Raw genomic sequence first — 26507 nt, 5'->3', positions numbered from 1 at the left:
CCTGAGCAACACGCAACACCGATCAGCAACGGCGCAAGCCGTTGCTGATTTTTTGCTCTGGCGCCGCGACCAACACAGCCACATGAAATTTTCATGACAACCGTTCGGTCCCGTCCCCCTGTAACCGCCTATCCCCTATAACCAACGCTGGCAGCCTGACAGCACTGCGTTGTGTCCCCTTAGAGCAAACCGAAAGGATGAGTAGGATGCTGCGCTGCAAACCCCAGACGAACCTGAACGCTCCACGTCGCGACAGCGAGTTGTCGATGCTGCGGCTCAAGCCGTTGGCCCAGGCCATTGCGCTGCTGATGGTGGCCGGCAATGCCCACGCAGCGACGGCGTTCAGTTCGGCCTGGTTTGCCGCCAAGGGGGCGACCCAGGCCGGTGGCGCGACGCGGCCTACGACCGCGCAGCCAGGCATGCCGCCGCCCTTGGCGCAGCAGCAACGGGCTAACGCGCAGTTGCAGCGTTCGTTGACCAATCTCAACAACACCGTGGCTGCCATCGCGGCCCAGCAAGCCGCCCAGGCAGCGGGGCGGCAAGCCGCGTTCGGGCAGGTGCAGACTGTGCCCGACGGGCTGGGCGAGGGTGGGCTCAAGGTCGATAACAGCCTGACCCAGGGCTGGCTCAACGCCAAGGGCCCGAAGCAGACCCAGTCCGGTGGCAAGACCACGGTGACGATCGAGCAGACCGCCGACAAGGCGATTCTCAACTGGGAAACCTTCAACGTCGGGCGCAATACCACGGTGGATTTCCAGCAGCAGTCGGACTGGGCCGTGCTCAACCGGGTCAACGACCCTCAAGCGCGACCAAGCCAGATCCAGGGCCAGATCAAGGGCAACGGCACGGTGATGCTGGTCAACCGCAACGGCATCATTTTCAGCGGCAGCAGCCAGGTCAACGTGCGCAACCTGGCGGCGGTGGCGGCCAACATCAGCGATGAGCAGTTCAGCAAGCGCGGGTTGTACGTCGATGCCACCGGCAGCCAACCAACCTTTACTGACGCCGCCGGCAAGGTCGAGGTGCAGCAGGGCGCGCTGATCGAAACCCACCGCGCTGCCAGCTCCACGACCGGTGGTGGTTATGCCTTGCTGCTGGGCTCCGAAGTGGAGAACGCCGGCTCCATCATCACCGCCAAGGGCCAGACCACCCTGGCGGCTGGTGACAATTTCTACATCCGGCGCGGCCAGGGCACCAGCGGCAACCTGCGCTCCACTACCCGTGGCAACGAGGTCGCGACGTCTCTCAAGCCCGGCAGCAGTGCCGGCACGGTGATCAACAGCGGCCTGATCCAGGCCAGCACCGGCGACATCACCCTTACCGGGCACACTGTGCAGCAGAACGGCGTGGCGGTGGCGAGCAGTTCAGTAGACACCCGTGGCACCGTGCATTTGCTCAACGCCTTCAGCGACAGCAGCGGCAGCGTGACCCTGGGGCAGGGCAGCGCCACGGCGGTGCTGCTCGATGCGGCGGGCGGCAGTGCCCTGGACAGCCAGCGCAATGCCGGACCGGCCGGCCTGGATGGCACGCCGAACAACCTGATCACCGGTCAGTTCAACAACCTCAGTAGCGTGGTCGACCGCAGCGACCAGTCCCGGGTCGAGATCGTCAGTGGCGGCAGCGTCGACTTCCAGAACGGCTCCATCACCCTGGCCACCGGCGGCCAGGTCGCGGTCAGCGCCGCCGGTCGCAGCCTGGTGCGCGATGGTGCGGTGATCGATGTGTCCGGCGCCATCGGCGTCAAGGTGGCGATGGAGTCCAACTCCATCAAGGTCAACGTGCAGGGCAACGAACAGCGTGATGCTCCGGTCAACCGCGAGGGCGGCAAGCTGACCAACAACGATGTCTGGGTGGACGTGCGTGACTTGATCTACGTCCCGGCGGGCACCAACGGCTACGCCACTGACCGTTGGTACACGGCGGGTGGGTTGTTGGAGGTCGGCGGCTACCTGGGCACCCAGGGACACAGCGTGGGTGAATGGGCCGCCCAGGGTGGCACGTTGACGTTCACCGGCAACGACGTCGTGACTCAGCAGGCGGCGCAACTGAACCTGTCCGGTGGCACCCTGGATGTGCAGAGCGGCTACTTGCGCCAGTCCTGGCTCAAAGGCGCCGATGGGCGCTTGCATGAGTTGTCCAAGGCGCCGGGGGACATCCTCTACACCGGCATCTACAAGGGCTACGAAGACCACAGTCAACGCTGGGGCCAGACCGATTACTACTACAATCCGCTGATCGCCCCGCGCGAACGCTTTGAGGCCGGCTACACCGTCGGCCGCGATGCCGGCAAGCTGGTGGTATCGACCCGCAACGCGGTGCTGGAAGGCCAGATCGTCGGCGAGGTCTACCAGGGCGAACGCCAGACCCAGGCGCCGAACCTCAACCTCGACGGTTACCAGCAATCGCAAAACGCTGTGGCCCGACGGGCGCAGTTGTGGGTGGGCAGTTACACGCCGATCTACGACAAGACCAGTGGTGTGATCAACAGCGGCCTGAACCCCACGCTCGATCAGGTCACCGTCGGTAAGGTGGCCGACAAGATTGCCGCGGGCCTGGACCTGACCTCGGTGGTCGGCACTGATCGGCAAGGCAAGCTGGTTCTGGATAACGATCTGCTCAACGGCTTCCAACTCGGTGCAGTCAAGGTGGCGGCGCTTGAGGGCATCAAGGTCGAGGGCGCACTCAAGGTCGCCGATGGCGGCGACATCACGCTTTATGCACCGCAGGTCGAGGTGAATGCCGATCTGACGGCCCGCAGCGGTCGCATTGCCTTGGGTAATGTGCTTAAACAGGTCAGAACCGATAATTTCAAGATTGAAGACGTCGTGCTTGCGCCCGCCGCTGGGCAGCATGCTGGGGTCACGTTGGGCGAGGGCGTGACGTTGAACACCGCTGGCCGGTGGAGCAACCTGCTGCTTGACGGCGGCGACCGCCAGGGCTTGCCATTCATCAATGGCGGCGTCGTGTCCGTGCGCAGCAGCGGCGGTATCGATGTGCGTCAGGGCAGCCTGATCGACGTCAGCTCCGGTGCTGCGGTCATGGCCGATGGCAAGACCCGCGGTGGCAAGGGTGGTGACCTGACCCTGACCGCCAGTACCGGCGCGTCGTCCGGTAACGGCGCCTTGACCTTAAAGGGTGAACTGCGCGGCACTGGTGTGAATGGCGGCGGGACCTTGAAGCTGGCGGCCAATAAAGTGCTGATCGGCAACAGCGGCTCGCCGCTTGAACCGGGTACCTTGCAACTGGGCGGCGACTTCTTTGACAAAGGCTTCTCGGCCTATGACATCACCGGCAACGAAGGCCTGACGGTGGCCGAAGGTACTAAGGTCGATGTGACGATGCCGGTGTACCGTTTTGGCGAGCAGGCGTTGAGCACCGGCAGCGGCGCAGAACCGGCGGATGCGTTGCAGCGCTGGACACCGGAGCTGTATCAGGAAGATGCGATCAAAGGCGTCCTGACCCAGCGCCGCGGCGCGAGCCTGAGCCTCACTGCCGGCACCGCGAACGCCAGCGCCGCCGACATGGCGAACACGGTGTTGAACCTGGGCAAGGGCAGCGTGATCAGCGTCGATCCGGGGCAGGGCATCGATGTGCGCAGCATCGGTCAGTTGACTGCCAACGGCACCCTCAACGCCTGGGGCGGTCGGGTCAGTCTTACCGAGTCGAGCGTCAGCGATACGGTCCGCGATCAAGTCAATGCCCAGGGCCACGGTCGTTCCATCTGGCTGGGTGAACAAGCACTGATCGATGTATCGAGCCGGGCCGTAACAGCTCGGGATGTGCGTGGTCAGACCTACGGCCTGGTGCGCGACGGCGGACAGATTGTCATCGGCGGCCAGATAGATGCCGCGAAAGGATCGACTTCGGCGTCCGAACTGTTTGTGGTGGTGCGCGACGGTGCGCGTTTGCAAGCGGATGGCAGCCAGGCTGTGCTGGATATTCCAGGCCAGGGGCGTACATCGGTGGCGAGCAATGGCGGCAGTATTTCCCTGGCCTCGGCCAATGGTCTGTACCTGGACGGTTCATTCAGCGCCCGTTCGGGCGGTGCTGGGGCTGCAGGCGGTAGCTTGTCGGTAGCGCTGGAAACGCCCTATTACCTCAAGAGTGCGGTCAGTGACCGGGTGTTGAAGGTGCGTGAACTGGTGCTGGCGCGAGCTGCCCAGGCGAGCCCGCTGAGCGATACGGCTGAAACCTCGGCGGATTCGCTGATCTATGGTCACGGGCGGCTAGGTGTCGATCAGGTCCAGGCCGGTGGTTTCGATAGCCTGTCCCTGCTAAGCAACGGCCTGATGAGCGTCGATGGCGACCTGTCGATGTCCCTCGGCCAAAGCCTGAGCCTGTACTCCCGCAGTTTTGGATTGAGTGCAACCGCGCCAGCCAATACCCGGGTCGAGCTCAATGCACCCCATGTGTTGATGGCGCTTGCGACAGGGCTGGCGACCACTCGACCGAGTTTTGACCCCTATACCCGGCCTGTGGTCGATGGCGGCGGGGTGTCGCTATTGGCGAACAAGGCGGTGTTTTCCGTCAACGCTGACCTGCTGGACGTGCAGGGCAGTGTGATGTTCAGTAGCAAAGGCACGGTGAGGCAGGCCGACGGCAATACCGTCGAGCTGGAACGCGCCGGTTTCGACCGGGTTCAGCTACGCAGCCGGGGTGATTTGCGATTCCTGGCAGGGGTCTCCAGTGAGGGATTGCCTACGGGCTTTACCACGCAATTGCTGACCCCTTCGGACATGGTGTTGCAAGCAGCGCAGTTGTATCCGGCGACCGGGGTTGGAGCACGGGTGTTGGCGGGGTATACCGGTGCCAGTGCCTCGGTCTTTGATCCTATGCGCAGCCTGGTCATTGAGCGTACTACCCAGGTCACACCTGCAGTGCCTTATTCGGCATTTGGCCGCTTGCAACTGGGCAGTGCGAAGATCGAGCAGGGTGGGGTGGTACGGGCACCGCTGGGGTTGATTGAAGTCGGCATAAACGATGGCTTGGGTACCACTGATCGAGTGGAGCTGTTACCGGGTAGCCTGACTTCGGTCAGCGGCCTGGGGCTGGTGCTGCCTTATGGCGGCACTGTCGATGGCCAGAGTTATCAGTACGCTGGCAAGAAGGTTGTGTTGCTCGGGCAAGGCGCGGTGCTCACCGAATATGGTGACCTGAATATCGGCGTGATTCTCGGCGGCAAGTCGGTGGCGGCCCAGGAGGGTTCGGTCCTGGACCTCTCGGGTGGCGGTGAACTGCTCGGCGCCGGTTTTATCTCTGGTCGAGGTGGTTCCACCGATGCGCGTTTCAACCCGCTGGTACAAATCGGTGCCAATGGCGGTTTCACCCTGCCGGGGCTGTCCACCAACCCGGTCTATGCCATCGTGCCGGGCAATCAGAGTCAGTACGCGCCGGTCGCCCCCGAAGGCGGCGCGGTAGATCCGAGAGTAGGCCAGCAAATCACCATCGGTGCCGGTGTGCCCGGATTGGCTGCCGGCACCTACACCCTGATGCCGTCCACCTATGCATTGCTGCCAGGGGCGTTTCGGGTCGAGGTCAATGGCTTGGCGGGGCAAGGTGTCACAACGGGCGCGCAACAGCTGCGCAACGGCTCGTGGACCACCGCTGGGGTGCTGTCGGTGGCCAATACCGGGCAGCGCAACAGTTTGTCCAGTCAAGTCATCCTGACCTCGGGAGATGTGCTGCGTCGCTACTCGCAATACAACGAAACCAGCTACGCCCAATTCGCGGTGGCCGACGCCGCGCGCCTGGGTGTTCCCAGGGCCCTGTTGCCAGTCGATGCCAAGACGTTGAAGTTGAACCTGGCAAAAGGCGCTGGAGATCAGGCCTTCTCCTTCAAGGGCCTCGGCAAGTTCGCGCCTCAGGCCGGGGGATACGGCGGAACCGTCGCGGTGGTCGCCAGCAATGGTACCGCGCTGGAGGTGGTCGCCGAAAGGCGCGGGGCTACGGCCGGCTTCGAGGGCGTGACCCTCAATGCCGAAAGCCTCAATGCTCTGAATGCTTCACGTCAAGTGATCGGCGGCCAGTTTTCGCTGCTCTATGGCCAGGGGGGGAACTACATCACGCCGCAAAGGGTGTCCCGCAGCGTCGCGCTGCGTGAAGGTGCGACCCTGTCGGCGCCTGAGGTATTCCTCCTGGCCGACGGCGGCGAACTGTTGGTGGAACAAGGCGCCGCCATCAACACCATCGGAAGGGGAAAGGCGGCGTACGATGCCCGTGATGGTTTTATCTATAATCTCAACGTGAAGTTCCAAAACTATAGCTTGCTGGCCGCCTCCAATGGCTTGCTCAATGTATTGGCCCCTGTGTCAGGTACCAGCGGCACGGTCAATATCGGCGGCTGCAGCCTGACACCGTGCAGCGGCGTGACCCGGATTCACTCCGAAGGCAGCATCGTCGCTGCGTCCGGCAGCAGCCTGCAGCTTGACGACCAGGTGCGCTACGGCACCCGTCACCTGACCCTGGCCCTGAGCAATATCAACGTTGGCACCGCCCAGGCCCTGAGCAACGCGGCGACGCGCCAGGTCCTGCCTGCCGGCCTGACCCTGAGCCAGACCGTGCTCGACCGCCTGTTGCGTGGGGACACCGAATACGGTGCTCCGGCCCTGGAAACCCTCGAACTGTCGGCCAGCCAGGCGCTGAATTTCTACGGCACCGTCAGTCTCGACACCTATGACCCAACAACAGGCAAGTCGCGGCTGAGCAACTTGATGCTGAGCACCCCGGCCATCTATGGCGCCGGCAGCGCTAATGACGTGGCGACCATTCGCACCGCCAACCTGATCTGGAACGGTGCCGTTGGCGCGCCGGGTTCGGTGATTGCCGGTGGGGCCGGCACCGGCGCCGGTCGCCTGGACATCCAGGCCCAGCGCATCGAATTCGGCTACGGTGACTTCGCCCAGCCTAGCTCGCTCACCACCCTGAACCGCCTTGCCCTGGGATTCGCCAACGTCAACCTCAGCGCCAGTGAACGCCTGACGGCCAACCACAAAGGCAGCCTGGCGGTGTATCAAAGCCAGGGTGCCTATGACGCGAAAACGGGCTACGCCTACAGCGGCGGCCACCTGAATATCCTCACCCCGTTGCTGACCGGTGAAGCCGGTTCGGTCAACCGCATCACCGCGGGCGGGGCGGTCAACGTAGCGGGCACAAGCGCTAAGCCGGGCAGCGTCTCCGGGCTTGGGGGCGAGTTGTCCATCAAAGGCGCGAGCCTCAACCTTGCCAGTGCGGTGGTGTTGCCTAGCGGCAAGCTGACCCTGAGCGCGACGGATGACCTGACCCTGGCCGATGAGGCGTTGATCGATGTGGCGGGCCGCACGGTGACCTTCAACGATGTCACGCGCTACAGCGCCGGTGGCGAGGTGATCCTGCAAAGCCAGAACGGCAACATCCGCCAGGCCGATGGATCGAGCATCGACTTTTCGGCTCGCAACAACCAGGCTGGCCTGCTCAGTGCAGTGGCGCTGGACGAGGCCGCCGGAATCGTTGATTTGCAGGGGCGGATTCTCGGCAGCAGCACAGGCGAATATGACGCTGGTGGCACCGCCATGCCGTACCTGGCCGGCAGCGTGGAAATCCAGGCCCAACGCCTGGGCGACAGCGGAGACCTCAGCGAGCAGTTCGCGGCCTTGAACCAACGGTTGAACGACGGGCAGGTGTTCGGCTCCCGTGGCTTCCAGCTCAAACAGGGTGACCTGGTGATCGGCAACGAGCTCAAGGCCTCGACCGTCAGCGTCTCGGTCGACAACGGAAATCTGTTGGTCAATGGCAAGGTGGACGCCAGCGGCGAACGGGTCGGCAGTATCCGGCTTGCCGCCGGGCGCTCTCTGACCCTGGGCGGCAACGCGGTGCTCGATGCTCATGGCAATCGCCTGCGTGTAGACAGTTACGGCAAGATCATTGACTCACCGAACCGCGCCATGGTCGACCTGACCTCCCGGGGCGGCGTGCTGACATTGGCCGATGGTGCGCGCATCGATCTGCGCCATGGCACTGCGGCGCCTGCGGGGCAACATGACGGTCGCGCTCGCGGCACCCTGGAACTCAATGCCCGGCGCGCCGGGCCAGATGCCACTCACGGTGACATCGCCATCGACGCCAGCGGAAACCTGGATATCCAGGGCGCGCGGTCCATCGCCGTCAATGGTATGTGGCAATACAACGATGCAGCCTTTGGCAGCGATCCGGCGGCCAGTGGCCGGCCTTATCAGGTCATCGACCAGGCCTACCTGGATGGCAAGCATCAGGATAGCGTCGCCTTCATCAACGCGGCGCTGGCCAACAGCGATTTGATGCAAGGCAAACTCGCCGGTCTGAACAACGCCCGTTACGCCGATGCGTTCCACCTGCGGCCCGGCGTCGAGATCGTCAGCGCCACGGCCGACGGTGACCTGGTGGTGCAGGGCGACCTGGACCTGTCCGGTTATCGCTACGCCAGTGTGAACCCGCACACCCGGCAAACCGCCGTGTACGGTTCCGGCGAGGCCGGCGCGTTGACCCTGCGCGCCGGTGGTGACCTGAGCATCTACGGCAGCATCAACGACGGTTTCGCACCGCCGCCGGCCACCCAGGATGACAAGGGCTGGGTGTTGATGCCTGGCATCGACTTCACCGGTGGCGACATCGTCGTCCCCGGTGCCGGCGTGACCCTGGCCGACGATACGGCGTTCCCGGCGGGAGCCACGTTGAACTACGACTTGCCGATCAAAGGCGTGACCCTGGCGGCCGGTACTCGACTGCCGGTGGCCGCGGTCCTTGACCAACCGCTGGAACTGCCGGCCGGTACGGTATTGGCGGCTGCGGTACACGACGCCTCCGGCAACCTGCTGTTTGCCGCAGGCACTTTGCTGAGCCGGGCCCAGACCCTGGAGGCCGGCTCGCAGTTGGGGGCCGGCAGCGTGTTGAGCGGAGCCACCGCACTGCGCGGCTTCATCTGGCCCAAGGGCGTTGCGCTGCCCAACGTGGCAAACGCGGGCAATACGCAGACCAATATCCTCAAGCTCGCAGGCAGCCTGGTCTTGAACCGCGGTTCGCTGCTTCCGTCCGGCACCGATGTGAAGTTGCCGGATGGCGTCGAATCGGTGCAGTTGCGTCCAGAGATTGCGGGCAGCGATGGCCGCATGTGGGCCATCGCCCCCATGCTCGCCGAGGGTTCCCAGTCCTGGTCGTTGAGATTGGTGGCCGGGGCCGACACGACGGCGGCAGACAGCCGGATCGTCCAGCCCGAACCGGTACATGGCGACTTGCATCTTGCTGATAGCCACTACGGTATGTTCGGTGTGCTCGTGCCTGGAAAGGGGGGCTTCATATGGACCGAAGCGGGCGTACAAGACATGTTGAACAACGGGATCACGGTCGAACTCGGCCAGCCCGTCGACGAAACCATCTTTCGCGATATCTTCGGTTACGATTCGGCCGAGGCTTTCTGTGTCGATTTTGGTGGTAATTGCGTGCTCCAAGCTTCTTATAAATGGACCGAAGCGGCTGAGAAGCAGTTGGCGAGTTCCGGTTTTGAGGTCAAGGCCGGCGAGTTGATCAGCCAGGCTGCCGTCCAGTTCTTCCAATTCGACTCGGTCCAATCGCTCTGCGACGCTATGCCGAATATCTGTGCTCCCGTCGATGCGGAGTATGCACCGGTTGCCGGCAGTGTCCGTCCGAGCGTCATCCGCACCGGCACCGGCGACCTGGAACTGCTGAGCGGTGGCAGCCTGCGCATGGACTCGTTGTTCGGGGTCTATACCGCCGGGACATCTTCAGCGCCGACGTTCCCGGGCGATCCCTACAACCAGCCCAAGGCCCTGGGCGGCAATGGCACGGTGCTCAACGACAAAGATGGCAGCAATGAAAGGCTGGTCGATGGCGGCACCGAAAGTCTCTATCGCGCCTGGTATCCGGACGCGGGCGGTAACCTGTTGCTTAAGGTCGGCGGTGACCTCAGCGGCAACCTGACCGCGCCTGCCAACCCTGTCGGGCGACCGAACCCTGCCGACATGGGCCAGGACTCGGCCAATGTTGGCAATTGGCTCTGGCGCCAGGGCAACGGTAATTCGGTGAACGGCCAGCCGACGGCCTGGTGGATCAATTTCGGCAGCTATACAGCATCGATGGAGCTGGGGGGCGCTGATCAGATGGCCGGTTTCACCGGGTACGGGACCCTGGGCGGCGGTGATCTCGATGTACAGGTGAAGGGCGATGCCGGGGTGTTGGGCCGGCTCGTCGGTAACGACTTCAACATAAACATCAACTCTCGTAGCCAGGGGCTGCTGCTGGCTGTGGGCAGCACCGGGCGCGTAGGCGCCGACGGCAGCCTGCAATTGACCGGCGGTGGTGACCTCAACCTGCGCGTAGGCGGAGCCTTGAATCCCGATAGCGTGTTCGCCAACGGGCATCTCAACGGCGCGGTCATCAACCTGCGAGGGCACGCGCAGATCGACAGTGGCGCCATCGGTCGAATCGACCTTCAATACGGCAATGCTGTCTCAGCACAGTCCCCTGGAGAAACGCGGGCCTACGACTCCTTCAAATCCACACGAGGATCTGCAACGGGTGGACTGACCCTCATGCCGGGTGATGCTACCTTCGATCTGACGACTTCAGGCGACTTGGTCGTGATGGACGTTGCCGATCCGGGGCGGGCACCGATGATGAGCGCCTCACCCTTCAAGGACGGTAACAGTAACGGATCGGGCGTGAGCTGGTTTACGTTGTGGACTGCCAATACGGCGGTGGACTTGTGGTCGTCGGGAGGTAACCTGACACCTTTCACCTTCAGTACCGCAACGGATCTGGCGGTCGTCTATCCGTCGATCCTGAGGGCTGTGGCAGCCAGTGGCAGTCTTTATTACGGGAAGTCCTCGGCACTGTATGACACAGGCTACAACGGCGACAATCGCCCAGCCCTGTTGCTTGCTCCCGGCATCAACAGTGAGTTGCAATTCATGGCCGGCGATTCCATCTACGGCGGCGACATGTCAGTCAGTCGTTCCGGTGCTGCCTCCGCAGCCCTGGCCACACCGTTGCGGCCAGCCTTTGTCGGTATCGTCGATGGTTTCGTCATAAAGGCCAGCAATCTTTCTGCCGATGGCAATTTCGCGCGCCCAAGTGCGAACATCTTGCCGCTGTTTGCCTTCGACACCAGCAGCGCCTCCAGTGAGTGGGCCCTCAATGTCGATCCTGCTCGCTTCTACGCGCTTGAAGGCGACTTGCTGGCAGTCGCCACTGGACGGTCGATGACATCAGTCCCTACGGGCAGATGGCCGGGGCGAATCGCATACGAAGGTGCCGGCCCTGTACGCATGATGGCTGGGCGAGACATTGTCAGCAGCGGCATACCGCTGGGCGGGTCTCTGAATACGAACTCCGACGTGGGTAATTACACCAGCACCGGCAACCTCTTCATCCACAACAACCCCACCGACATCTCCATCGTCTCGGCCGGGCGCGACATCCTCTACAGCAATTTCAACGTCGCCGGCCCCGGCCTGCTGGAAATCACCGCCGGGCGCAATATCCTGATGGACGACAAGGTCAGCATCACCAGTATCGGCGCCGTGGTGCCCGGGGATTCTCGCCCTGGCGCGAGCCTGGTGCTGCAAGCCGGCGCGGGACTCAACGGGGCGGACTACGAGCGCTTCGTCAAGGCTTACCTGGACCCGGCGAACCAGGCTTTGGCCGGTGTGCCCCTGGCGAACCAGGACGGTAAGGTCGCCAAGACCTACGAGGCGGAACTGGTGGAATGGCTGGAGAAACGCTTCGGCTTCAGCGGCGATACCGAGCAAGCTCGCAGTTACTTCGCGGCACTGCCAGCCGAGCAGCAACGGGTGTTTGCCCGCGATGTGTACTTCGCCGAACTCAAGGCCGCTGGCCGTGAGTACAACGAAGTGGGCGGTGTGCGCCAGGGCAGCTACCTGCGGGGCCGGGAGGCGATTGCGCTGTTGTTCCCGGACAAGGATGTGGCGGGCAATGCGATCACCTACAAGGGCGATATCACGATGTTCGGCGGGGCGGGGGTGCACACCGATTTCGGTGGCAGTATCCAGATGCTCACCCCGGGTGGCGGGCAGACATTTGGCATCGAGGGTAATGCGCCGCCGTCCACCGCCGGGGTCATTACCCAGGGCGAGGGCGATATCCAGTTGTACGCGCAGAACAGCATTCTGCTGGGGCAGAGCCGGATCATGACCACCTTTGGTGGCTCGATCCTCGGCTGGTCGGCCCAGGGCGACATCAACGCCGGTCGTGGCTCGAAGACCACCGTGGTCTACACGCCGCCCAAGCGCTTGTATGACAGCTGGGGCAACGTGACGCTGTCGCCGTCAGTGCCGAGCACCGGGGCCGGTATCGCCACGCTCAACCCGATTGCCGAAGTGGCGCCGGGGGACATCGACCTGATCGCGCCGCTGGGCACCATCGATGCGGGCGAGGCGGGGATCCGGGTGTCGGGCAACGTCAACATCGCGGCATTGACTGTGGTGAACGCAGCCAACATCCAGACCCAGGGCAAATCCTCCGGTGTGCCGCTGGCGGCTTCGGTCAACACCGGGGCCATCACCTCCGCCAGTTCGGCGGCGTCTTCGGCCACGCAAGCGGCGGAAGACGTGGCGCGCCAGCAACAAAATGCGGCGCGGCAGAACCAGGCGTCGGTGTTCACTGTACAGGTGGTGAGCTTCGGCTCCGAACAACTGACCCCGTCCCGCGACGGTGCCGGCCGCGAAGCGCCACGGGCCTACGACCCGGCCAGCCCGGTCCAGGTATTGGGGGCCGGCCCGCTCGATGAACAGACCCGGCAGCGGTTGACCGAGGACGAGCGGGGGCGATTGAGTTTGTAGGCCGGTCGTAGACCGAGTCGCCCCCATTCGCGAGCAAGCTCGCTCCCACACGGGTTCTCAGGTGTTCAGAGAATCCGTGTACACCCAAAAACTTTGGGAGCCGAGCTTGCTCGCGATAGCGGTGGGTCAGCTTGCAATGATGTCGGCCATGCCGCTGCCATCGCGAGCAAGCTCGCTCCCACACTGTTCCCGGAGTGGCCACAAGATTCATACCCCCCCAATCCCCTGTGGGAGCGAGCTTGCTCGCGATGGCGGTGGGTCAGTTTGCAATGATGTTGGCCATGCCGCTGCCATCGCGAGCAAGCTCGCTCCCACACTGTTCCCGGAGTGGCCACAAGATTCATTCCCACCCCCAATCCCCTGTGGGAGCGAGCTTGCTCGCGATAGCGGTGGGTCAGTTTGCATTGATGTTGAATGTGCCGCTGCCATCGCGAGCAAGCTTGGCTCCCCCAGTTTTTTTATCGCTAGTGCGATGTGCCCTCGGCAAATTCGATCTTGTTGCCGACGTTGTACTTGCCCGAAGGTTTGTTCATGGGCAAGCGCTTGATCTCCTGCAAGGTATTGCTGTCGTAGACGATCAGCGCGCCGTCGGTGGCCCAGATGCTCAGCAGCAGGTAGCGCCCGTCGCGGGTGAATTCGACGTGGGCGGCAGTTTTGCCGGGCATCGGGCGTAGGGTGTAGGCGATCTCCAGGGTCTGTTTGTCGATCAGGTGGATGGCGTCGTTGTCCGGGCCGAAGAACACGTCGGTCCAGGCGTAGCGCGAGTTGACGTGGCTGCGCAGGAAGAAACCCGGTCCCAGGGTGGGGATTTGCTTGATGACTTTCCAGGTGTTGAAGTCGATCACTGAGATCAGTCCCTTGCTGATGTTCGGGGTGGCGAATACCCAACGACCGTCGCGCTTCCAATAGGTCCCAGAGCTCAAGTGGGGCATGCCCGGCAGCGCAATGTCAGTGACGACACGACCAGAGTCGAGGTCGATCACCTCGCCGCCCTGGGCCTTGCGCGAGGTGGCGAGCAACTGGCGGTAATCGGGCGAGAAGGAGAAGTCGTCCAGATCATCCTCGGTCTCGATACGCCTGGGCACGAAGTCCGGGCTCGGTCCGGTGGACAGTTCCCAAACCTCTTTGACGTCCTTCAACGCGACAATGAAGCTGTCGCGCGGTGGTGCGGTGTAGACCGCGCTGACCCGCGAAGCCTGACCATCGCGGCCCACTGTCGCAATGGTCTTGACCAGAGACAGGTCGCGGGCATCCAGCACCGTCAGGTTGCCGGGCAGGTAGTTGCCCACCAGCACCCAGCGGCCGTCTTTGCTCACCGCCAGGTTGCGGGTATTGAGCCCGGCCCGTACCTCGGCGATCAGCTTGAGGTTATGCAGGTCGTACAGGCTGATCCAGCCGTCCCGGGAGGCCAGGTAGACGAAACGCCCATCCGGCGAGAACTTCGGCCCACCATGCACGGCAAAATGCGAGGCGAAGCGTGCGAGCACCTCGAAGCGATCGCCGTCGACCACGTCGATGTGATGATCGCCGGCCTCCACCACCACGAACAAGTTCAGCGGATCGGCCTTGTGCTGGGGGGTGTCGGGCAGGCTGGCGACATCCGCCAGTACACGGTGGCTTTGGCGAATGTCGTTGTCATTCCAGGTCGGCTCGACGGCGAGGGGACGTTGCAAGTACAGCGCCAGGGCATCGATCCGCGCTGGCTCCAGCACTGCGCCGAACGCCGCCATCTGGCTGGCCGGTCGGCCGTTTTCAATCACCTGGCGCACTTCAGCGGGTTTGATCCTGCTCAGGCTCTGGGGCAACAGCGCCGGCCCGGTGCCGCCGATACGATTGACGCCGTGGCATTGCTGGCAGTGCTGCTGGTAGTCACGCTCGGCCGATTCCAGGCCCGAGGCCGTCGCCCCTGCACTCTGGGCTGCACCGAACCACAACAGCGAGGCGAGCCACCAGCGCTTCATGACGCCACCTTCGAGACGCCAGGTTGGAGCTGGATGACGGCGTGAAGCCGTGCGGGATGTTGCAGTGCTTGATGGGCGAACAAACCTACCACCTTGCCGATCACGGTCAGGGTCGGCAGGCCTTCGGTGCATGCCAGTGCCATGTCCGGTAATTGCTGGAGCGTGCCACGCAGGACCTGCTGGTCGGGGCGGGTGCCGTTGCTGATCAACGCCGCCGGCGTATCGGCCGCAAGGCCTGCTTCCATCAGCCGCGCAGCAATGGTGCCCAGGTTCGACAGCCCCATGTAGAACACCAGGGTCTGGCTGTCGTCCGCCAGACTTTGCCATGGCAGGCTCAGATCGCCTTCGCGTTGCAAGTGGCCGGTGATGAACCGGCAGGAATTGACCAGGTCGCGATGGGTCAGCGGGATGCCGGCGTAGGCACTGCAACCGGCTGCGGCGGTGATGCCGGGCACCACCTGGCAATCGATGCCACGGGCCAGCAAGTACTCCAGCTCTTCGGCGCCACGGCCGAAAATGAACGGGTCGCCGCCCTTGAGCCGGATCACCCGTTGCCCCTGGTCGGCGAGGTCGGCCAGCAACTCGTTGATCTGTGCCTGAGGCAGGCTGTGGCAACCGGCAGCCTTGCCAACATAGTGGCGGGCGCACGTCAGCGGGATCAGGCTCAGCAGCTGCGAACTGATCAAACGGTCGTAGACCACCGCGTCGGCCTGCATCAACAGGCTCCAGGCGCGCAAGGTCAGCAGGCCCGGGTCACCAGGACCGGCGCCGACCAGGGCGACTTCCCCCGGTCTGAGGGTCGATTGCAGGGCTGCGGGCAAAACAAGAGGGGCTGGCATGGGACTTCCTTGGTTCGGCATCAGGTTCGCCATTGGGTTATCGAGCGCAGGGCAACGCAGCGTTGGGAATCACGACGCTGGGGATCGCGAACACACCAATTTCTTCATCGCTGAGGTGGCAGCCCGGGTCCTGGCCCCACAGGTCGCCGTCGGCCCAGGCGCGGGTGCGGGTGTTGCCATTGCAGATCGCCAGCCAACGACATTGGCCGCAGCGACCGCTCACGGCCCGTGGGTGCTCACGCAGTTTCAGCAGCAGCGCATCGGGACGCTCGAGCCAGAGGGTCTTGAACGGCGTCTGGCGGACGTTGCCCACGGAGTGCTGCCACCAATAAGTGTCGGGATGGACCTCGCCCGTGTTGTCGATGTTGGCGATGCCACTGCCTGAAGCGTTGCCGCCCCAGGCCCGCAGCATCTGCTCCAGAGCGGTGTGGTGCTGGGGCAGGCGTCGGGCTACCCATTGCAGCAGCAGGATCGCATCGGCGTCGTTGTTGCCGCTGACGAAGTCACTGTCGCGACCCTGCTCGATGTCGCGCCAGGCCCGTTCGAAAATCAGCGTCATTGCTTCGCGGCTCATCTGCTGCTGGGCGTCGAGCTTGCGGCTACGCTTGCCCCGGCCGCTGTAGTTGAGGTGCGACAGGTAGAATTTCTGTACGTCGTATTCAGTCATCAAGTCCAGCAGGCGTGGCAACTGGGTATGGTTTTGCTGGGTGAGGGTGGTGCGCAATCCGACGCGGATCCCTTGCTCACGGCAGAGCCGGATGGCCGCCATGGAACTGGCGAAACTGCCCTTGAGCTGACGGAATTCATCGTGGGTCGCTTCCAGGCCATCGATGCTGATGCCCACGTAATCGAAATTCGCCGCGGCGATCTGTTCGATATTGGAAGCGTCGATCAGCGTGCCGTTGGTGGACAGCGCCAGGAAGAAGCCTTTGTCGCGAGCATGGGCGCTGAGCTGGAACAGATCCTCGCGCAGCAACGGTTCGCCACCGGACAGGATCAGCACGCGCACGCCGGCGTCATGCAGGTCGTCGATGACCTGCAGCGCCGCCGCCGTGTCCAGTTCATCGCGAAACACGCTGTCGGCGGACGTGGCATAGCAGTGCTTGCAGGTCAGGTTGCAGCGCCTGAGCAGGTTCCATATCACCACGGGCGGGCGGCTGCTGCCCGGTGGCGCGACGCGTGGGGCGGGGCATTGGCCGGCCAGGGTTCGCAGGTAGTGGCTGATCCTCAACATAAGGCGCTCCTTCGGTCGGCGTGTGGGTTCAGCCCAAGGTGGGCGACAGGCGCAGGCCGGTTTTTTTCAGGATGCGGCTGCTCACCAGCATGTCGTCGGCGGCACAGGCGTCACCCAGCAGGTAGCGCAGGTGCTCGCGGTAGCTGTCGATTTCTTCGCGGCTGCGGCCGTGGACCATGGCGAACAGGTTGTAGCGCCAGTGGGGGCGGCGCGGACGGCGGTAGCAATGGCTGACAAAAGGCTGCGCACCCAGCAGGGCACCGAGGCGCGCGATGTCGGTATCGCACACGTCCCAGACGGTCATGCCGTTGTGGCGATAACCCAGGCGATAGTGATTGGGAACGGCGGCGATGCGACGGATCGCGCCTTCCGCCTGCAGGCGCTTGAGCAAATCGAGCGTGGATTCCACACTCAGCCCCAGTTGCTCCGCGAGCCAGGCCCAGGGGTCTTCGAGCAAGGGCAGGCCGGCCTGGGTCAGTTCCACCAGCCGCAGCGCCAGAGGTGTTTCATCCAACCGAGGCAGGGGCCGCAGCAATGACTCAGACGGGGAAATACAGGCCGACATGGTAGGTCTCCTCTTTGGGCAGGTTCAGCGGCACCAGGCCGGTCAGATGCTCGATGCGTGTCAGGGTGTCGGTGATGGCTTGCTCGCTGGGGCAGGCGAGGACGAACCACATGTTCCAGGTGTGTTCGCGGCGGTAGTTGTGGGCCACCTCGGGCATGGCCCCAAGCAACTCGGCGATGGTCTCGAAACGCGGCTCGGGCACCGCCAGCGCCGCCAGGGTGAAGGCACCGCCCAGGCGATCGATGTCGAACATCGGGCCGAAGCGGGTGAGTACGCCGTCGTTGAGCAGTTCGTGCAGGCGGTCGAGCAATTCGCTGCTGTTGCTATCCAGTTCGCGGGCCAGGGCCTGCCAGGGATGCCGCACCAGTGGCAGGCCCAGTTGCAGGCGGTTGATCAGGCGACGGTCGAGGTCATCCATCGATGCGCGCTCCGGCCGGTGGCGCGAAGCGCCCGCCGCATTGCTTGAACAGATGGGTGCTGAACAGCAACTGGCGGGGCAGATCGTCGAGCAAATGCTCTTCCAGCAACGCCTGGACCTGGGCTTCCACACGATCACGCTGACGACCGTGGATCATGCAGAACAGGTTGTATTGCCACTGGGGCAGGCGTCGTGGCCGTTGGTAGCAAAGGCTGATGCCCGGTGCCTGGCCCAGGCGGCGACCGACCTCATCGACCAGGGCATCCGGCACATCCAGCACCAGCATGGCGTTGGCGGCGAAACCCAATGCGCGATGGTTGACCACCAGGCCGACACGACGGAACAGACCCTGCTCGTGCCAATGCTGCACTTGGTCGAGTACTTGTTGTTCGCTGACCTCGAGCTGTTCAGCCAGGGTCTGGAAGGGCCGTGATGTGAGGGGCAGGCCGATTTCCAGGTGACGGCGCAGCGCCAACGACTGTTGCTCGCTCAAGAGGGTTTTCATGGGGTGGTCTCCAGGGCAAAGCCCAGGTCGATGCGGTAGGCGGTCAGCATGGGCAGGTCCAGCGGCGTGAGGCCGGTGTCGTTTTCCAGCTCCTGGAGAATCTTTTCCAGGTGCGCGCGGTTGGGGCCAGTCAACACGAACCACAGGTTGTAGCGGTGTTCCCGGGCGTAGTTGTGATTGACTTCCGGGTATTGGCTGACGCGCGCGGCGACCTGGTGCAAACGGTCTTCGGGCACCGCCAGGGCCGCGAGGGTACTGGCACCGGCCCGGGTGTGTTCGAACACCGGGCCGACTCGCGACAAGGTGCCGGCCACTTGCAGGTGTTGCAGGCATTCGAGCACCTGGACTTCGCTGCAGCCCAGGGCGTCGGCCATGGCCCGATAGGGTTCGGCGCACAGCGGCAGGCCATGCTGGAATTGATCGATCAGGCGCCGGGCCAGTGAGCTCGATGTCATGGTCAGTACCCCGGCTTGTGCGCGCGGCTGCTGAAGAAAATGCCGCTTGGGCTCAGGGCCGGCAGGCTGCTCAGGCGTTCGAGCCGATAGGGGTCCCAAGCCTGTACCTCACCGCCATCGCGGGTGGACAACCAGAGCTGGTCACCGCGGGCGGTGAATTCCATGTGCAGCACTGCGGGACCGGGCCGCAGGTCGGCGACGATGGCGTGGGTCTGGGTATCGATGACCTGCACCCGATCGTTGTCCGGGTAGGCGAAGTTGACCCACAACTGGCGACCGTCCGGCCGCGCCGTGACAAACACTGGTTGTCCGGCCACGGCGATGGCGTCGGTCGGCTGCCAGGTGCGAGTGTTCATCACCAGCACCTGATGGTGGCCGACGGCGGGCACGAAGGCCTGTTGGTCAGCCAGGGCCCAGCCTTCCAGATGGGGCATCTTGTACACCGGGAGGCGGGCCTCGCCGCGCCCGTAATGCCCCAGTACCCGTTTTACCCCGCGCTGCGGGTGCCAGAGATCGAGTTGCGCCATGCCGTCTTCACCGAACAGCCCAGCCATGTAGTAGCGCCCGTCGGGGGTGATCAGGGCGTCATAGGGTTGTTGGCCGATGGCGGTGAAACGTTCGATGCGCGGTGTATGGCCCTGGCTGAAGTCGGCGATCCAGATTTCGCCTGTATCGAACAGGCTGAACACAAAGCGTTGTCCGGGGGCGTCCACCAGACCCACCACTCGCGAACGTTTCTTGCCGTCGGGCAGGGGCGTGGCCGGAATGTCGGCGACCTGGTCCAGGGTCTGGGCATCGAACACCTTGACGCCGCCGGGCTCGTAGTTGGACACCGCGATCAGCTTGCCGTCCTGGCTGATCGCGCCACCGATGCTGTTGCCGCCCTGGATGATGCGCCGGTCGATGTGCGCGGTCAGCAGGTCGACCTTGCTCAAGCCACCATCACGGCCGAACACATAGGCGTAGCGCTGGTCACGGGAGAACACCACCGAGGCGTGGGACAGGTCGCCCAGTCCTTCAACGCGGGCGAGGGCGGTGCGGGTGTCGCTCTCGATGATTTGCAGGCTACCGGTGGCGCGCTCTACCACCACGCCCAGGTCGCCGGTGCCGCGCAACGGTGTCTGGGCGCAAGCCGAGAGCAGCAGAGCGATGGCGGTGAAGGACAACAGAGAACGGATCATGAGGCGGGTTTTCCTTGAAGGAGCCGGTCCACCAGCCAGCGGATATCGTCGGGGCCGAGCAACGGTGCCCAACCGGGCATGGCGCTGCCTGGCCGTCCCAGCGTGACGGTGGCGATGAGGCTGTCGCGGGATTTTCCGGCCAGGGCATCACGGGTCAGGGGGGGACCCAGGCCGCCGGTCATGTACAGGCCGTGGCAGGCGCCACAATCCTGGTCCAACAGGTGTTGCAGTTGCACCTGGCGCTGGTGGTCGGGAGCGGCCAGCACACAGGAGGAGAAAACAAAGAGGAGGGTGGTCATCAAGGTTGCAGCGCTGTGTCGTTCCATGACGTCCTCCTGATCAAGAAATAAAGTCGAGCGCAGCTTTTGTGGCGAGGGGTTTATGTGGGAGCAAGGCTTGCCCGCGATGGGTGCGATGCGGTCTTTCAGGGATCAAGGCGCCTGTTTCGCGAGCAAGCTTTGCTCTCACATAAATCCCTCGCCACAGGGAGATGCTCTCAGTCAAAGTTATTTAAGGGTCAAGACCCACGCAGCCAGGGTCTTGGCTTCTTCTTCAGTCACGGGGTTGGCCGGCATCGGCATCGGTCCCCAGTTGCCTTGCGTACCCTCCTTGATGTGTTTGGCGAGCAGTTCTTGCGCTCCGGCGACGCCGGCGTTTTTCGCCGCCACGTCCTTGAGCGCCGGGCCAACCACCTTGGTATCGATGGAGTGGCAGGCCGCACAGGGCTTGCTCTTGAACAGCGTCGGGCCGTCTTGTGCCAGCGCCGGTTGCAGGCTGGATACGGCGGTCAGGGCCAAGGCAATCAGAATAGGCTTCATGGTTTTTCCTCTTATTGATGGGGCTCAATAGATGTCGTGTTGGGTGTTGTAGACGTTGAATTTCCCGGTCGGGGTGATCAGGCGCTTGTCCTTGATCACGTTCTTGACCTTGAGGGTCTTGTCGTCGATCACCACCAGCGCCGACTCGTCTTCCTGACCACTCCAGACCGAGAACCAGACCTCGTCGCCGGCCTTGTTGTATTCCGGTTGCACCACGCGCAACGCGCCTTTCTTGATACCGGCGTACTCGGCAATCGGCAGCACGGTGTAACCGGCGTCGAGCTTGTTGATGTCGAACACCGCCACCGACTGGCTGAGCTTGGCGTCGGGGCTGAGGGTGGTGTCGACATACAGATGGCTGGACGCTGGGTGAGTCTTGATGAACAGCGAGCCGCCACCCTGGCCCTGCAGCGAGCCGACCTGCTTCCAGGCGTATTGCGGGTGGTTGACCGGGTCGGTGCCGATCAGCGAGACCCCGGCATCGCCCAGGTGGCTGGTGGCCCAGACTGGTCCGTAAAGTGGGTGGTTGAAGTTGGCGCCGCGTCCCGGATGGGGAGTCTTGCCCACGTCCACCAGGGCGGTGAGCTTGCGTTCCTTGGAGTCGATCACCGCGACTTTGTTGGAGTTGTTGGCGGCCGTCATGAAGTAGCGATGGCTGCTGTCCCAACCGCCGTCATGCAGGAACGGCGCGGCGTCGATGCTGGTGATGGTGAGGTTCTTGATGTCCTGATAGTTGACCAGCATCACCTTGCCGGTTTCCTTGACGTTGACGATGAACTCAGGCCACTCGTGGGAGGCGATGATGGCTGCGACTCGAGGTTCCGGGTGGTATTGCTGAGTGTCGACGGTCATGCCGCGGGTCGAGACGATCTGCTTGGGTTCCAGGGTCTCGCCGTCCATGATGGTGAACTGCGGTGGCCAGTACGAACCGGCGATGGTGTATTTGTCCTCGTAGCCTTTGAACTTGGAGGTTTCCACCGAGCGGGCTTCGATGCCCACCTTGATTTCCGCCACCTTGGTCGGCTCCTTCGGCCACAGGTCGATCATGTCGATCTTGGCGTCCCGACCGATCACCAGCAGGTAGCGACCCGAGGCCGAGATGCGCGAAATGTGCACCGCGTAACCGGTGTCGATCAGCTTGACGATTTTCTTGCTGTCGCCATCGATCAAGGCGATCTTGCCGTCATCGCGCAGGGTCACCGAGAACAGGTTCTGCAGGTTGAGCGTACTGATCTGCTTGGTTGGCCGGTCTTCAGGCTTGACCAGCACTTTCCAGGTCTTGCGGGTTTCGGCCATGCCCCATTCCGGCGGCGTCGGTGGCGTGTGCTGGATGAACTTGGCCATCACCGTGATCTGGTCCTTGGTCAGGGCATTGGACGTGCCCCAGTTCGGCATGCCGGCGGCCGAGCCGTAGGTGATCAGCGCCTCCAGATAGGCCTGGCCGCGGGACTGGGTGATGTCGGGTGTCAGCGGCTTGCCGGTGGCGCCTTTGCGTAGCACGCCGTGGCAGCCGGCGCAGCGTTGGAAATAGATTTCCTTGGCCGAGTCGAAGTCGGCCTGGCTCAGGTCGGGCGCGCCTTCGGTCTTGACCACGCGGGGTTGTTCCGGCGCAGCGGTTTGGTCGGCGAAGGCGTGGGGGGCGGCCAGCGCTGTAAACAGCGCCGTGACCCGCAGGGCCCACGATTTTTTGTGGCTGATCAGCATTCCATTTCTCCTCAGGCGTGACCCGCGCTGCGCTGCAATTGAGGTTCGGCGCGCAGGTTCTTGGTGCGGTGCAAGGCTATGCCCAGCCCGGTGGTTAGCCGCTTGACGGCGATCAAGTTTGCCCGCCGCAGCCCTTGCCAGGTTGTCGCAGGGCCCCGTAGCGTGGCCGGCAATCGCGTCTCTGATCAGGCTCTGTCATGAACACTCTCCATACCCTGCAGCACCCGGACGAACCCTTCTATCAACCCCAGGACAACGAACAGGCGCTGTTCGAACAGGCTTGGCATCACGGCATGCCGGTGCTGATCAAAGGCCCCACTGGCTGTGGCAAGACCCGTTTCGTCCAGCACATGGCCCACCGTCTGAAACTGCCGCTGTACACCGTGGCCTGCCACGATGACCTGAGTGCGGCCGATCTGGTGGGCCGACACCTGATTGGTGCCCAGGGCACCTGGTGGCAGGACGGACCATTGACCCGGGCGGTGCGCGAGGGTGGCATCTGTTATCTGGACGAGGTGGTCGAGGCGCGCCAGGACACGGCGGTGGTGCTGCACCCGCTGGCCGATGATCGGCGTCAGTTGTACCTGGAGCGCACGGGCGAGGTGCTCCAGGCTTCGTCGTCCTTCATGCTGGTGGTGTCGTATAACCCCGGTTACCAGAACCTGCTCAAAGGCATGAAGCCCAGCACCCGCCAGCGTTTTGTGTCGATGCGTTTTGGCTATCCGGCTGTTGCCGATGAAGAACGGATCGTTGCCCGTGAGGCGGGGGTTGACCTGGCCCTGGCGGCCCAGGTGGTGCGATTGGGGCAGGCGCTGCGCCGGCTCGACCAACATGACCTGGAGGAAGTCGCCTCGACGCGCCTGCTTATCTTCGCCGCGCGCATGATCGGCTCCGGCATGGACCCTCGCCAGGCTTGCCTGGCCTGCCTGGCCGAGCCGTTGAGTGACGACCCGCAGACCGTCGCCGCGTTGATGGATGTGGTCGATGTCCACTTCGGCTGAAACCGCTATCGCCCTCCGGCGTTTGCCGGGGGACTTGGCGATGTGGTTCTTCATCCTCGCCGAGCTGTCGGTGTTTGCGCTGTTGATCCTGGCGTTCGCTGTCGCCCAGGCTCTGCACCCGCAGATGTTCAGTGAAGGCCGGCATTTGCTGGACCGTTCCACGGGGCTGGCGATGACCCTCAGCCTGTTGACCGCCGGGCTGTTCGCCGCCCTGGCCCAAGAGCAGGTCAGGCAAGATCGGTCGGGTCGAGGCGCGCTGTTTTTAGCGGTCGCGTTGTTGCTTGCCTGTGGCTACGTGGGGATCAAGCTCACCGAGTACGCCCATCTGTTGGCGAGCGGCCTGGGCATGGAGCGCAACACGTTCTTCACCTTGTACTGGATCCTCACCGCGTTTCATTTCCTCCATGTGCTGCTGGGCATGGTGATCCTCGGTTGGCTGGCCGAGGGTTGTCGGCGCCGTCGTTATGATTCACAGCGCTACAGCGGGCTGGAATCCGGCGTGCTGTATTGGCACATGGTGGATATGGTCTGGGTGCTGTTGTTCCCATTGGTCTACATCCTCGATTGAGATGAAATACCCATGTCGGCTTCTCGTGTTCTGATCGTTTGTTGGATGGCGCTGGCGGTGTTGAGCAGCGCCACCGTAGCCCTGGGTCAGGTCGCAGCCACCGGGTTGATCTCCATTGCCATATTGACGGTTGCGGTCGCCAAGGCCTGGCTGATTGCCGACGGCTTCATGGAACTGCGCCACGCCCCGCGTCTGTGGCGGCGTCTGGTGTTGAGCTGGGCTGCGCTGCTCGCGACTGCGATCGGGGTCGTCATTTTCTCGGTCTGATCGTTGCCACGCTCCGCATGGGAATACAGCCCATGAAGCTCTGCGTCACCTTCCAGAAGAGGAACGCGGAGCGTCCCAGGCGGCGTTCCCACGCAGGAGCGTGGGCACGATCGAAAAGCTCACCTGCCTTTCGGGCAGCGTTGGAACAACCGACTAAAACCATCGGAGATTCTTGATCGCCATCAAGCGGTTTCTGACCCCTCGCTTCCTAGAATGAACACGCCAAGCAATGAGGAAGTGACCATGTCAGATACCTTCACCAAAGGCATGGCCAGGAATATTTATTTCGGGGGAAGCGTGTTCTTTTTCCTGATATTCCTGGCCCTGACCTACCACACGGAACAGACCTTTCCCGAGCGTAGCAACCAGGCGCAATTGACCGAATCGGTGATACGCGGCAAGGGCGTCTGGGAGCGCAACAACTGCATCGGCTGCCATACCCTGCTGGGCGAGGGTGCGTACTTTGCGCCGGAGCTGGGCAATGTGGTCAACCGTCGCGGTGGCGAGGAGGCCTTCAAGCCGTTCCTGCAGGCCTGGATGAAAATGCAGCCGCTGAACGTTCCGGGTCGTCGGGCCATGCCGCAGTTCAACCTGAGTGAGCAGGAGGTCGACGACATCGCCGAGTTCCTCAAGTGGAGCTCGAAAATCAATACCAATGGCTGGCCGCCAAACAAGGAGGGCTGAGAGATGAGCATGGCTAATCCGCATCTGAAATTCGCCTCGCAGGCCGTCGCCAAACCTTACTTCGTGTTTGCCCTGATGCTGTTCCTGGGACAAGTGCTGTTCGGTTTGATCATGGGCTTGCAATACGTGGTCGGCGACTTCCTGTTCCCGCTGATTCCCTTCAACGTGGCCCGCATGGTCCACACCAACCTGCTGATCGTCTGGCTGTTGTTCGGCTTCATGGGCGCGGCGTATTACCTGATACCGGAGGAGGCTGACCGCGAACTGCACAGCCCGAAACTGGCGCTCGTGTTGTTCTGGGTGTTCGCCGCCGCAGGTGTTGCAACGATCCTGGGTTACCTCTCGGTGCCTTATGCGACGCTGGCGAAATTCACCGGCAACGACTTGCTGCCCACCATGGGCCGTGAATTCCTGGAGCAACCGACCATCACCAAGATGGGCATCGTCGTGGTGTGCCTGGGGTTCCTCTACAACATCGGCATGACCCTGCTCAAGGGGCGCAAGACCACGGTCAGCATGGTGATGATGACCGGTCTGATCGGCCTGGCAGTGTTCTTCCTGTTCTCCTTCTACAACCCGGAAAACCTCGCCCGTGACAAGTTCTACTGGTGGTGGGTGGTGCATCTCTGGGTGGAAGGCGTCTGGGAACTGATCATGGGTTCGATGCTCGCCTTTGTCCTGATCAAGATCACCGGCGTGGACCGCGAAGTGGTGGAAAAATGGCTCTACGTGATCATCGCCATGGCGCTGATTACCGGGATCATCGGTACCGGTCACCACTTCTTCTGGATCGGTGCGCCCGAGGTCTGGCTGTGGGTCGGCTCGATCTTCTCGGCGATGGAACCGCTGCCGTTCCTGGCGATGGTGGTCTTTGCCTTCAGCATGGTGAAAAACCGTCGCCGGCAACACCCGAACCGCGCCGCCACGTTGTGGGCCAAGGGCACTACGGTGACTGCGTTCTTCGGTGCGGGCGTCTGGGGGTTCCTGCACACCCTGGCACCGGTCAACTACTACACCCACGGTTCGCAACTGACTGCGGCCCACGGTCACCTGGCTTTCTACGGTGCCTACGCGATGATCGTGATGACGCTGATCAGCTACGCCATGCCACGCTTGCGTGGCTTGGGTGAAGCGGCGGACGAACGCTCGCAGCGCCTGGAGATCTGGGGCTTCTGGTTGATGACCCTGTCGATGGTGATGATCACCTTGTTCCTCACCGCCGCCGGTGTGGTCCAGGTGTGGTTGCAACGCTGGATGACGGACGGCAGTGCCTTGCCGTTCATGGCCACGATGGATCACTTGAAGCCGCTGTTCTGGGCTCGGTTGGTCAGCGGTGTCGGCTTCCTGGCTGGGTTGCTCTGCTACCTGTTCAGCTTCCGCCAGCGTGGCCGCGCGGCCCTGCGTGCCCCGGCAGCGGTGGTGCCGTCGTAACTCACCACAACAGCTGAGCCGGACTCATTTGTGGCGAGGGGATTTATCC

At 63.2% G+C, this 26507-nt stretch carries 17 protein-coding genes; 6 read left to right on the top strand and 11 right to left on the bottom strand.

The features are described 5' to 3' along the window. Positions 1-206: 206 nt before the first annotated feature. Entirely contained in the window at positions 207-12827 is a 12621-nt protein-coding gene (locus SGN16_RS16525; RefSeq protein WP_335945748.1) for a filamentous hemagglutinin family protein, read from the top strand. A 464-nt stretch (positions 12828-13291) separates the two neighbouring features. On the opposite strand, the gene SGN16_RS16520 is transcribed toward SGN16_RS16525, so the two are convergent. The 11 genes from SGN16_RS16520 to nirS all read right to left on the bottom strand — a co-directional run bounded on the left by SGN16_RS16520 (position 13292) and on the right by nirS (position 22507). Continuing rightward, positions 13292-14788: a cytochrome D1 domain-containing protein gene (locus tag SGN16_RS16520; protein ID WP_335945158.1), complete on the bottom strand. Its 1497-nt coding sequence runs from the start codon at positions 14786-14788 to the stop codon at positions 13292-13294. Continuing rightward, on the bottom strand, positions 14785-15627 hold the full coding sequence (gene cobA / locus SGN16_RS16515) for a uroporphyrinogen-III C-methyltransferase (RefSeq protein WP_335945159.1): 843 nt from the start codon (positions 15625-15627) through the stop codon (positions 14785-14787). Before cobA ends, SGN16_RS16520 begins: the two co-directional genes overlap by 4 nt. A 37-nt stretch (positions 15628-15664) precedes the next feature. Continuing rightward, entirely contained in the window at positions 15665-16861 is a 1197-nt protein-coding gene (gene nirJ, locus SGN16_RS16510; protein ID WP_335945160.1) for a heme d1 biosynthesis radical SAM protein NirJ, read from the bottom strand. Positions 16862-16889: 28 nt separating this feature from the next. Next, positions 16890-17426: an Lrp/AsnC family transcriptional regulator gene (locus SGN16_RS16505; protein ID WP_335945161.1), complete on the bottom strand. Its 537-nt coding sequence runs from the start codon at positions 17424-17426 to the stop codon at positions 16890-16892. Beyond that, on the bottom strand, positions 17401-17844 hold the full coding sequence (locus SGN16_RS16500) for an Lrp/AsnC family transcriptional regulator (RefSeq protein WP_335945162.1): 444 nt from the start codon (positions 17842-17844) through the stop codon (positions 17401-17403). The genes SGN16_RS16505 and SGN16_RS16500 overlap by 26 nt, the downstream gene beginning before the upstream one ends. Then, positions 17837-18349, bottom strand: coding sequence for an AsnC family protein (locus tag SGN16_RS16495; RefSeq protein WP_335945163.1), 513 nt, complete (start codon positions 18347-18349; stop codon positions 17837-17839). Before SGN16_RS16495 ends, SGN16_RS16500 begins: the two co-directional genes overlap by 8 nt. Then, positions 18346-18804 (bottom strand): Lrp/AsnC family transcriptional regulator, encoded by a 459-nt coding sequence (locus SGN16_RS16490; RefSeq protein WP_210639087.1) that lies wholly within the window; start codon positions 18802-18804, stop codon positions 18346-18348. The genes SGN16_RS16495 and SGN16_RS16490 overlap by 4 nt, the downstream gene beginning before the upstream one ends. 2 nt (positions 18805-18806) lie before the next feature. Next, positions 18807-19985, bottom strand: a complete 1179-nt coding sequence (locus SGN16_RS16485; protein WP_210639086.1) for a cytochrome D1 domain-containing protein — start codon at positions 19983-19985, stop codon at positions 18807-18809. Next, a complete protein-coding gene (locus SGN16_RS16480) occupies positions 19982-20311 on the bottom strand; it encodes a cytochrome c (RefSeq protein WP_335945164.1) in 330 nt (109 codons plus the stop codon). Before SGN16_RS16480 ends, SGN16_RS16485 begins: the two co-directional genes overlap by 4 nt. Positions 20312-20491: 180 nt before the next feature. Beyond that, positions 20492-20803, bottom strand: a complete 312-nt coding sequence (locus tag SGN16_RS16475; RefSeq protein ID WP_210639084.1) for a c-type cytochrome — start codon at positions 20801-20803, stop codon at positions 20492-20494. A 24-nt stretch (positions 20804-20827) separates the two neighbouring features. After that, the gene (nirS, locus tag SGN16_RS16470; protein WP_210639083.1) at positions 20828-22507 is read right to left on the bottom strand and encodes a nitrite reductase; all 1680 of its coding nucleotides are present in this window, start codon (positions 22505-22507) and stop codon (positions 20828-20830) included. A gap of 197 nt (positions 22508-22704) precedes the next feature. Here nirS and SGN16_RS16465 point away from each other — a divergent pair, with 197 nt between their 5' ends. The 5 genes from SGN16_RS16465 to SGN16_RS16445 all read left to right on the top strand — a co-directional run bounded on the left by SGN16_RS16465 (position 22705) and on the right by SGN16_RS16445 (position 26458). Further along, a complete protein-coding gene (locus tag SGN16_RS16465; RefSeq protein WP_335945165.1) occupies positions 22705-23508 on the top strand; it encodes a CbbQ/NirQ/NorQ/GpvN family protein in 804 nt (267 codons plus the stop codon). Then, complete coding sequence (locus SGN16_RS16460) at positions 23492-24076, top strand: cytochrome c oxidase subunit 3 family protein (RefSeq protein ID WP_210639081.1); 585 nt, start codon at positions 23492-23494, stop codon at positions 24074-24076. Before SGN16_RS16465 ends, SGN16_RS16460 begins: the two co-directional genes overlap by 17 nt. A gap of 12 nt (positions 24077-24088) precedes the next feature. Beyond that, a complete protein-coding gene (locus SGN16_RS16455; RefSeq protein WP_335945166.1) occupies positions 24089-24343 on the top strand; it encodes a cytochrome C oxidase subunit IV family protein in 255 nt (84 codons plus the stop codon). A 243-nt stretch (positions 24344-24586) separates the two neighbouring features. After that, positions 24587-25027, top strand: coding sequence for a cytochrome c (locus SGN16_RS16450; RefSeq protein ID WP_134924098.1), 441 nt, complete (start codon positions 24587-24589; stop codon positions 25025-25027). Positions 25028-25030: 3 nt separating this feature from the next. After that, the gene (locus SGN16_RS16445; RefSeq protein WP_072404347.1) at positions 25031-26458 is read left to right on the top strand and encodes a cbb3-type cytochrome c oxidase subunit I; all 1428 of its coding nucleotides are present in this window, start codon (positions 25031-25033) and stop codon (positions 26456-26458) included. Positions 26459-26507 lie beyond the last annotated feature (49 nt).

This window comes from Pseudomonas sp. G166, from assembly GCF_037027455.2.
Classification (GTDB): Bacteria; Pseudomonadota; Gammaproteobacteria; order Pseudomonadales; family Pseudomonadaceae; genus Aquipseudomonas.
The sequence above is the reverse complement of the archived record's forward strand: the minus strand, read 5'-3'. Positions and strand labels throughout refer to the sequence as shown.

Coding starts and splice junctions, on each gene's coding strand:
- SGN16_RS16520 (WP_335945158.1), bottom strand. CDS start 14,788: ATGAAGCGCTGGTGGCTCGCCTCGCTGTTGTGGTTCGGTGCAGCCCAG.
- SGN16_RS16495 (WP_335945163.1), bottom strand. CDS start 18,349: ATGAAAACCCTCTTGAGCGAGCAACAGTCGTTGGCGCTGCGCCGTCAC.
- SGN16_RS16465 (WP_335945165.1), top strand. CDS start 22,705: ATGAACACTCTCCATACCCTGCAGCACCCGGACGAACCCTTCTATCAA.
- cobA (WP_335945159.1), bottom strand. CDS start 15,627: ATGCCAGCCCCTCTTGTTTTGCCCGCAGCCCTGCAATCGACCCTCAGA.
- nirJ (WP_335945160.1), bottom strand. CDS start 16,861: ATGTTGAGGATCAGCCACTACCTGCGAACCCTGGCCGGCCAATGCCCC.
- SGN16_RS16490 (WP_210639087.1), bottom strand. CDS start 18,804: ATGACATCGAGCTCACTGGCCCGGCGCCTGATCGATCAATTCCAGCAT.
- SGN16_RS16485 (WP_210639086.1), bottom strand. CDS start 19,985: ATGATCCGTTCTCTGTTGTCCTTCACCGCCATCGCTCTGCTGCTCTCG.
- SGN16_RS16505 (WP_335945161.1), bottom strand. CDS start 17,426: ATGTCGGCCTGTATTTCCCCGTCTGAGTCATTGCTGCGGCCCCTGCCT.
- SGN16_RS16525 (WP_335945748.1), top strand. CDS start 207: ATGCTGCGCTGCAAACCCCAGACGAACCTGAACGCTCCACGTCGCGAC.
- SGN16_RS16480 (WP_335945164.1), bottom strand. CDS start 20,311: ATGGAACGACACAGCGCTGCAACCTTGATGACCACCCTCCTCTTTGTT.
- nirS (WP_210639083.1), bottom strand. CDS start 22,507: ATGCTGATCAGCCACAAAAAATCGTGGGCCCTGCGGGTCACGGCGCTG.
- SGN16_RS16460 (WP_210639081.1), top strand. CDS start 23,492: ATGTCCACTTCGGCTGAAACCGCTATCGCCCTCCGGCGTTTGCCGGGG.
- SGN16_RS16455 (WP_335945166.1), top strand. CDS start 24,089: ATGTCGGCTTCTCGTGTTCTGATCGTTTGTTGGATGGCGCTGGCGGTG.
- SGN16_RS16450 (WP_134924098.1), top strand. CDS start 24,587: ATGTCAGATACCTTCACCAAAGGCATGGCCAGGAATATTTATTTCGGG.
- SGN16_RS16475 (WP_210639084.1), bottom strand. CDS start 20,803: ATGAAGCCTATTCTGATTGCCTTGGCCCTGACCGCCGTATCCAGCCTG.
- SGN16_RS16445 (WP_072404347.1), top strand. CDS start 25,031: ATGAGCATGGCTAATCCGCATCTGAAATTCGCCTCGCAGGCCGTCGCC.
- SGN16_RS16500 (WP_335945162.1), bottom strand. CDS start 17,844: ATGGATGACCTCGACCGTCGCCTGATCAACCGCCTGCAACTGGGCCTG.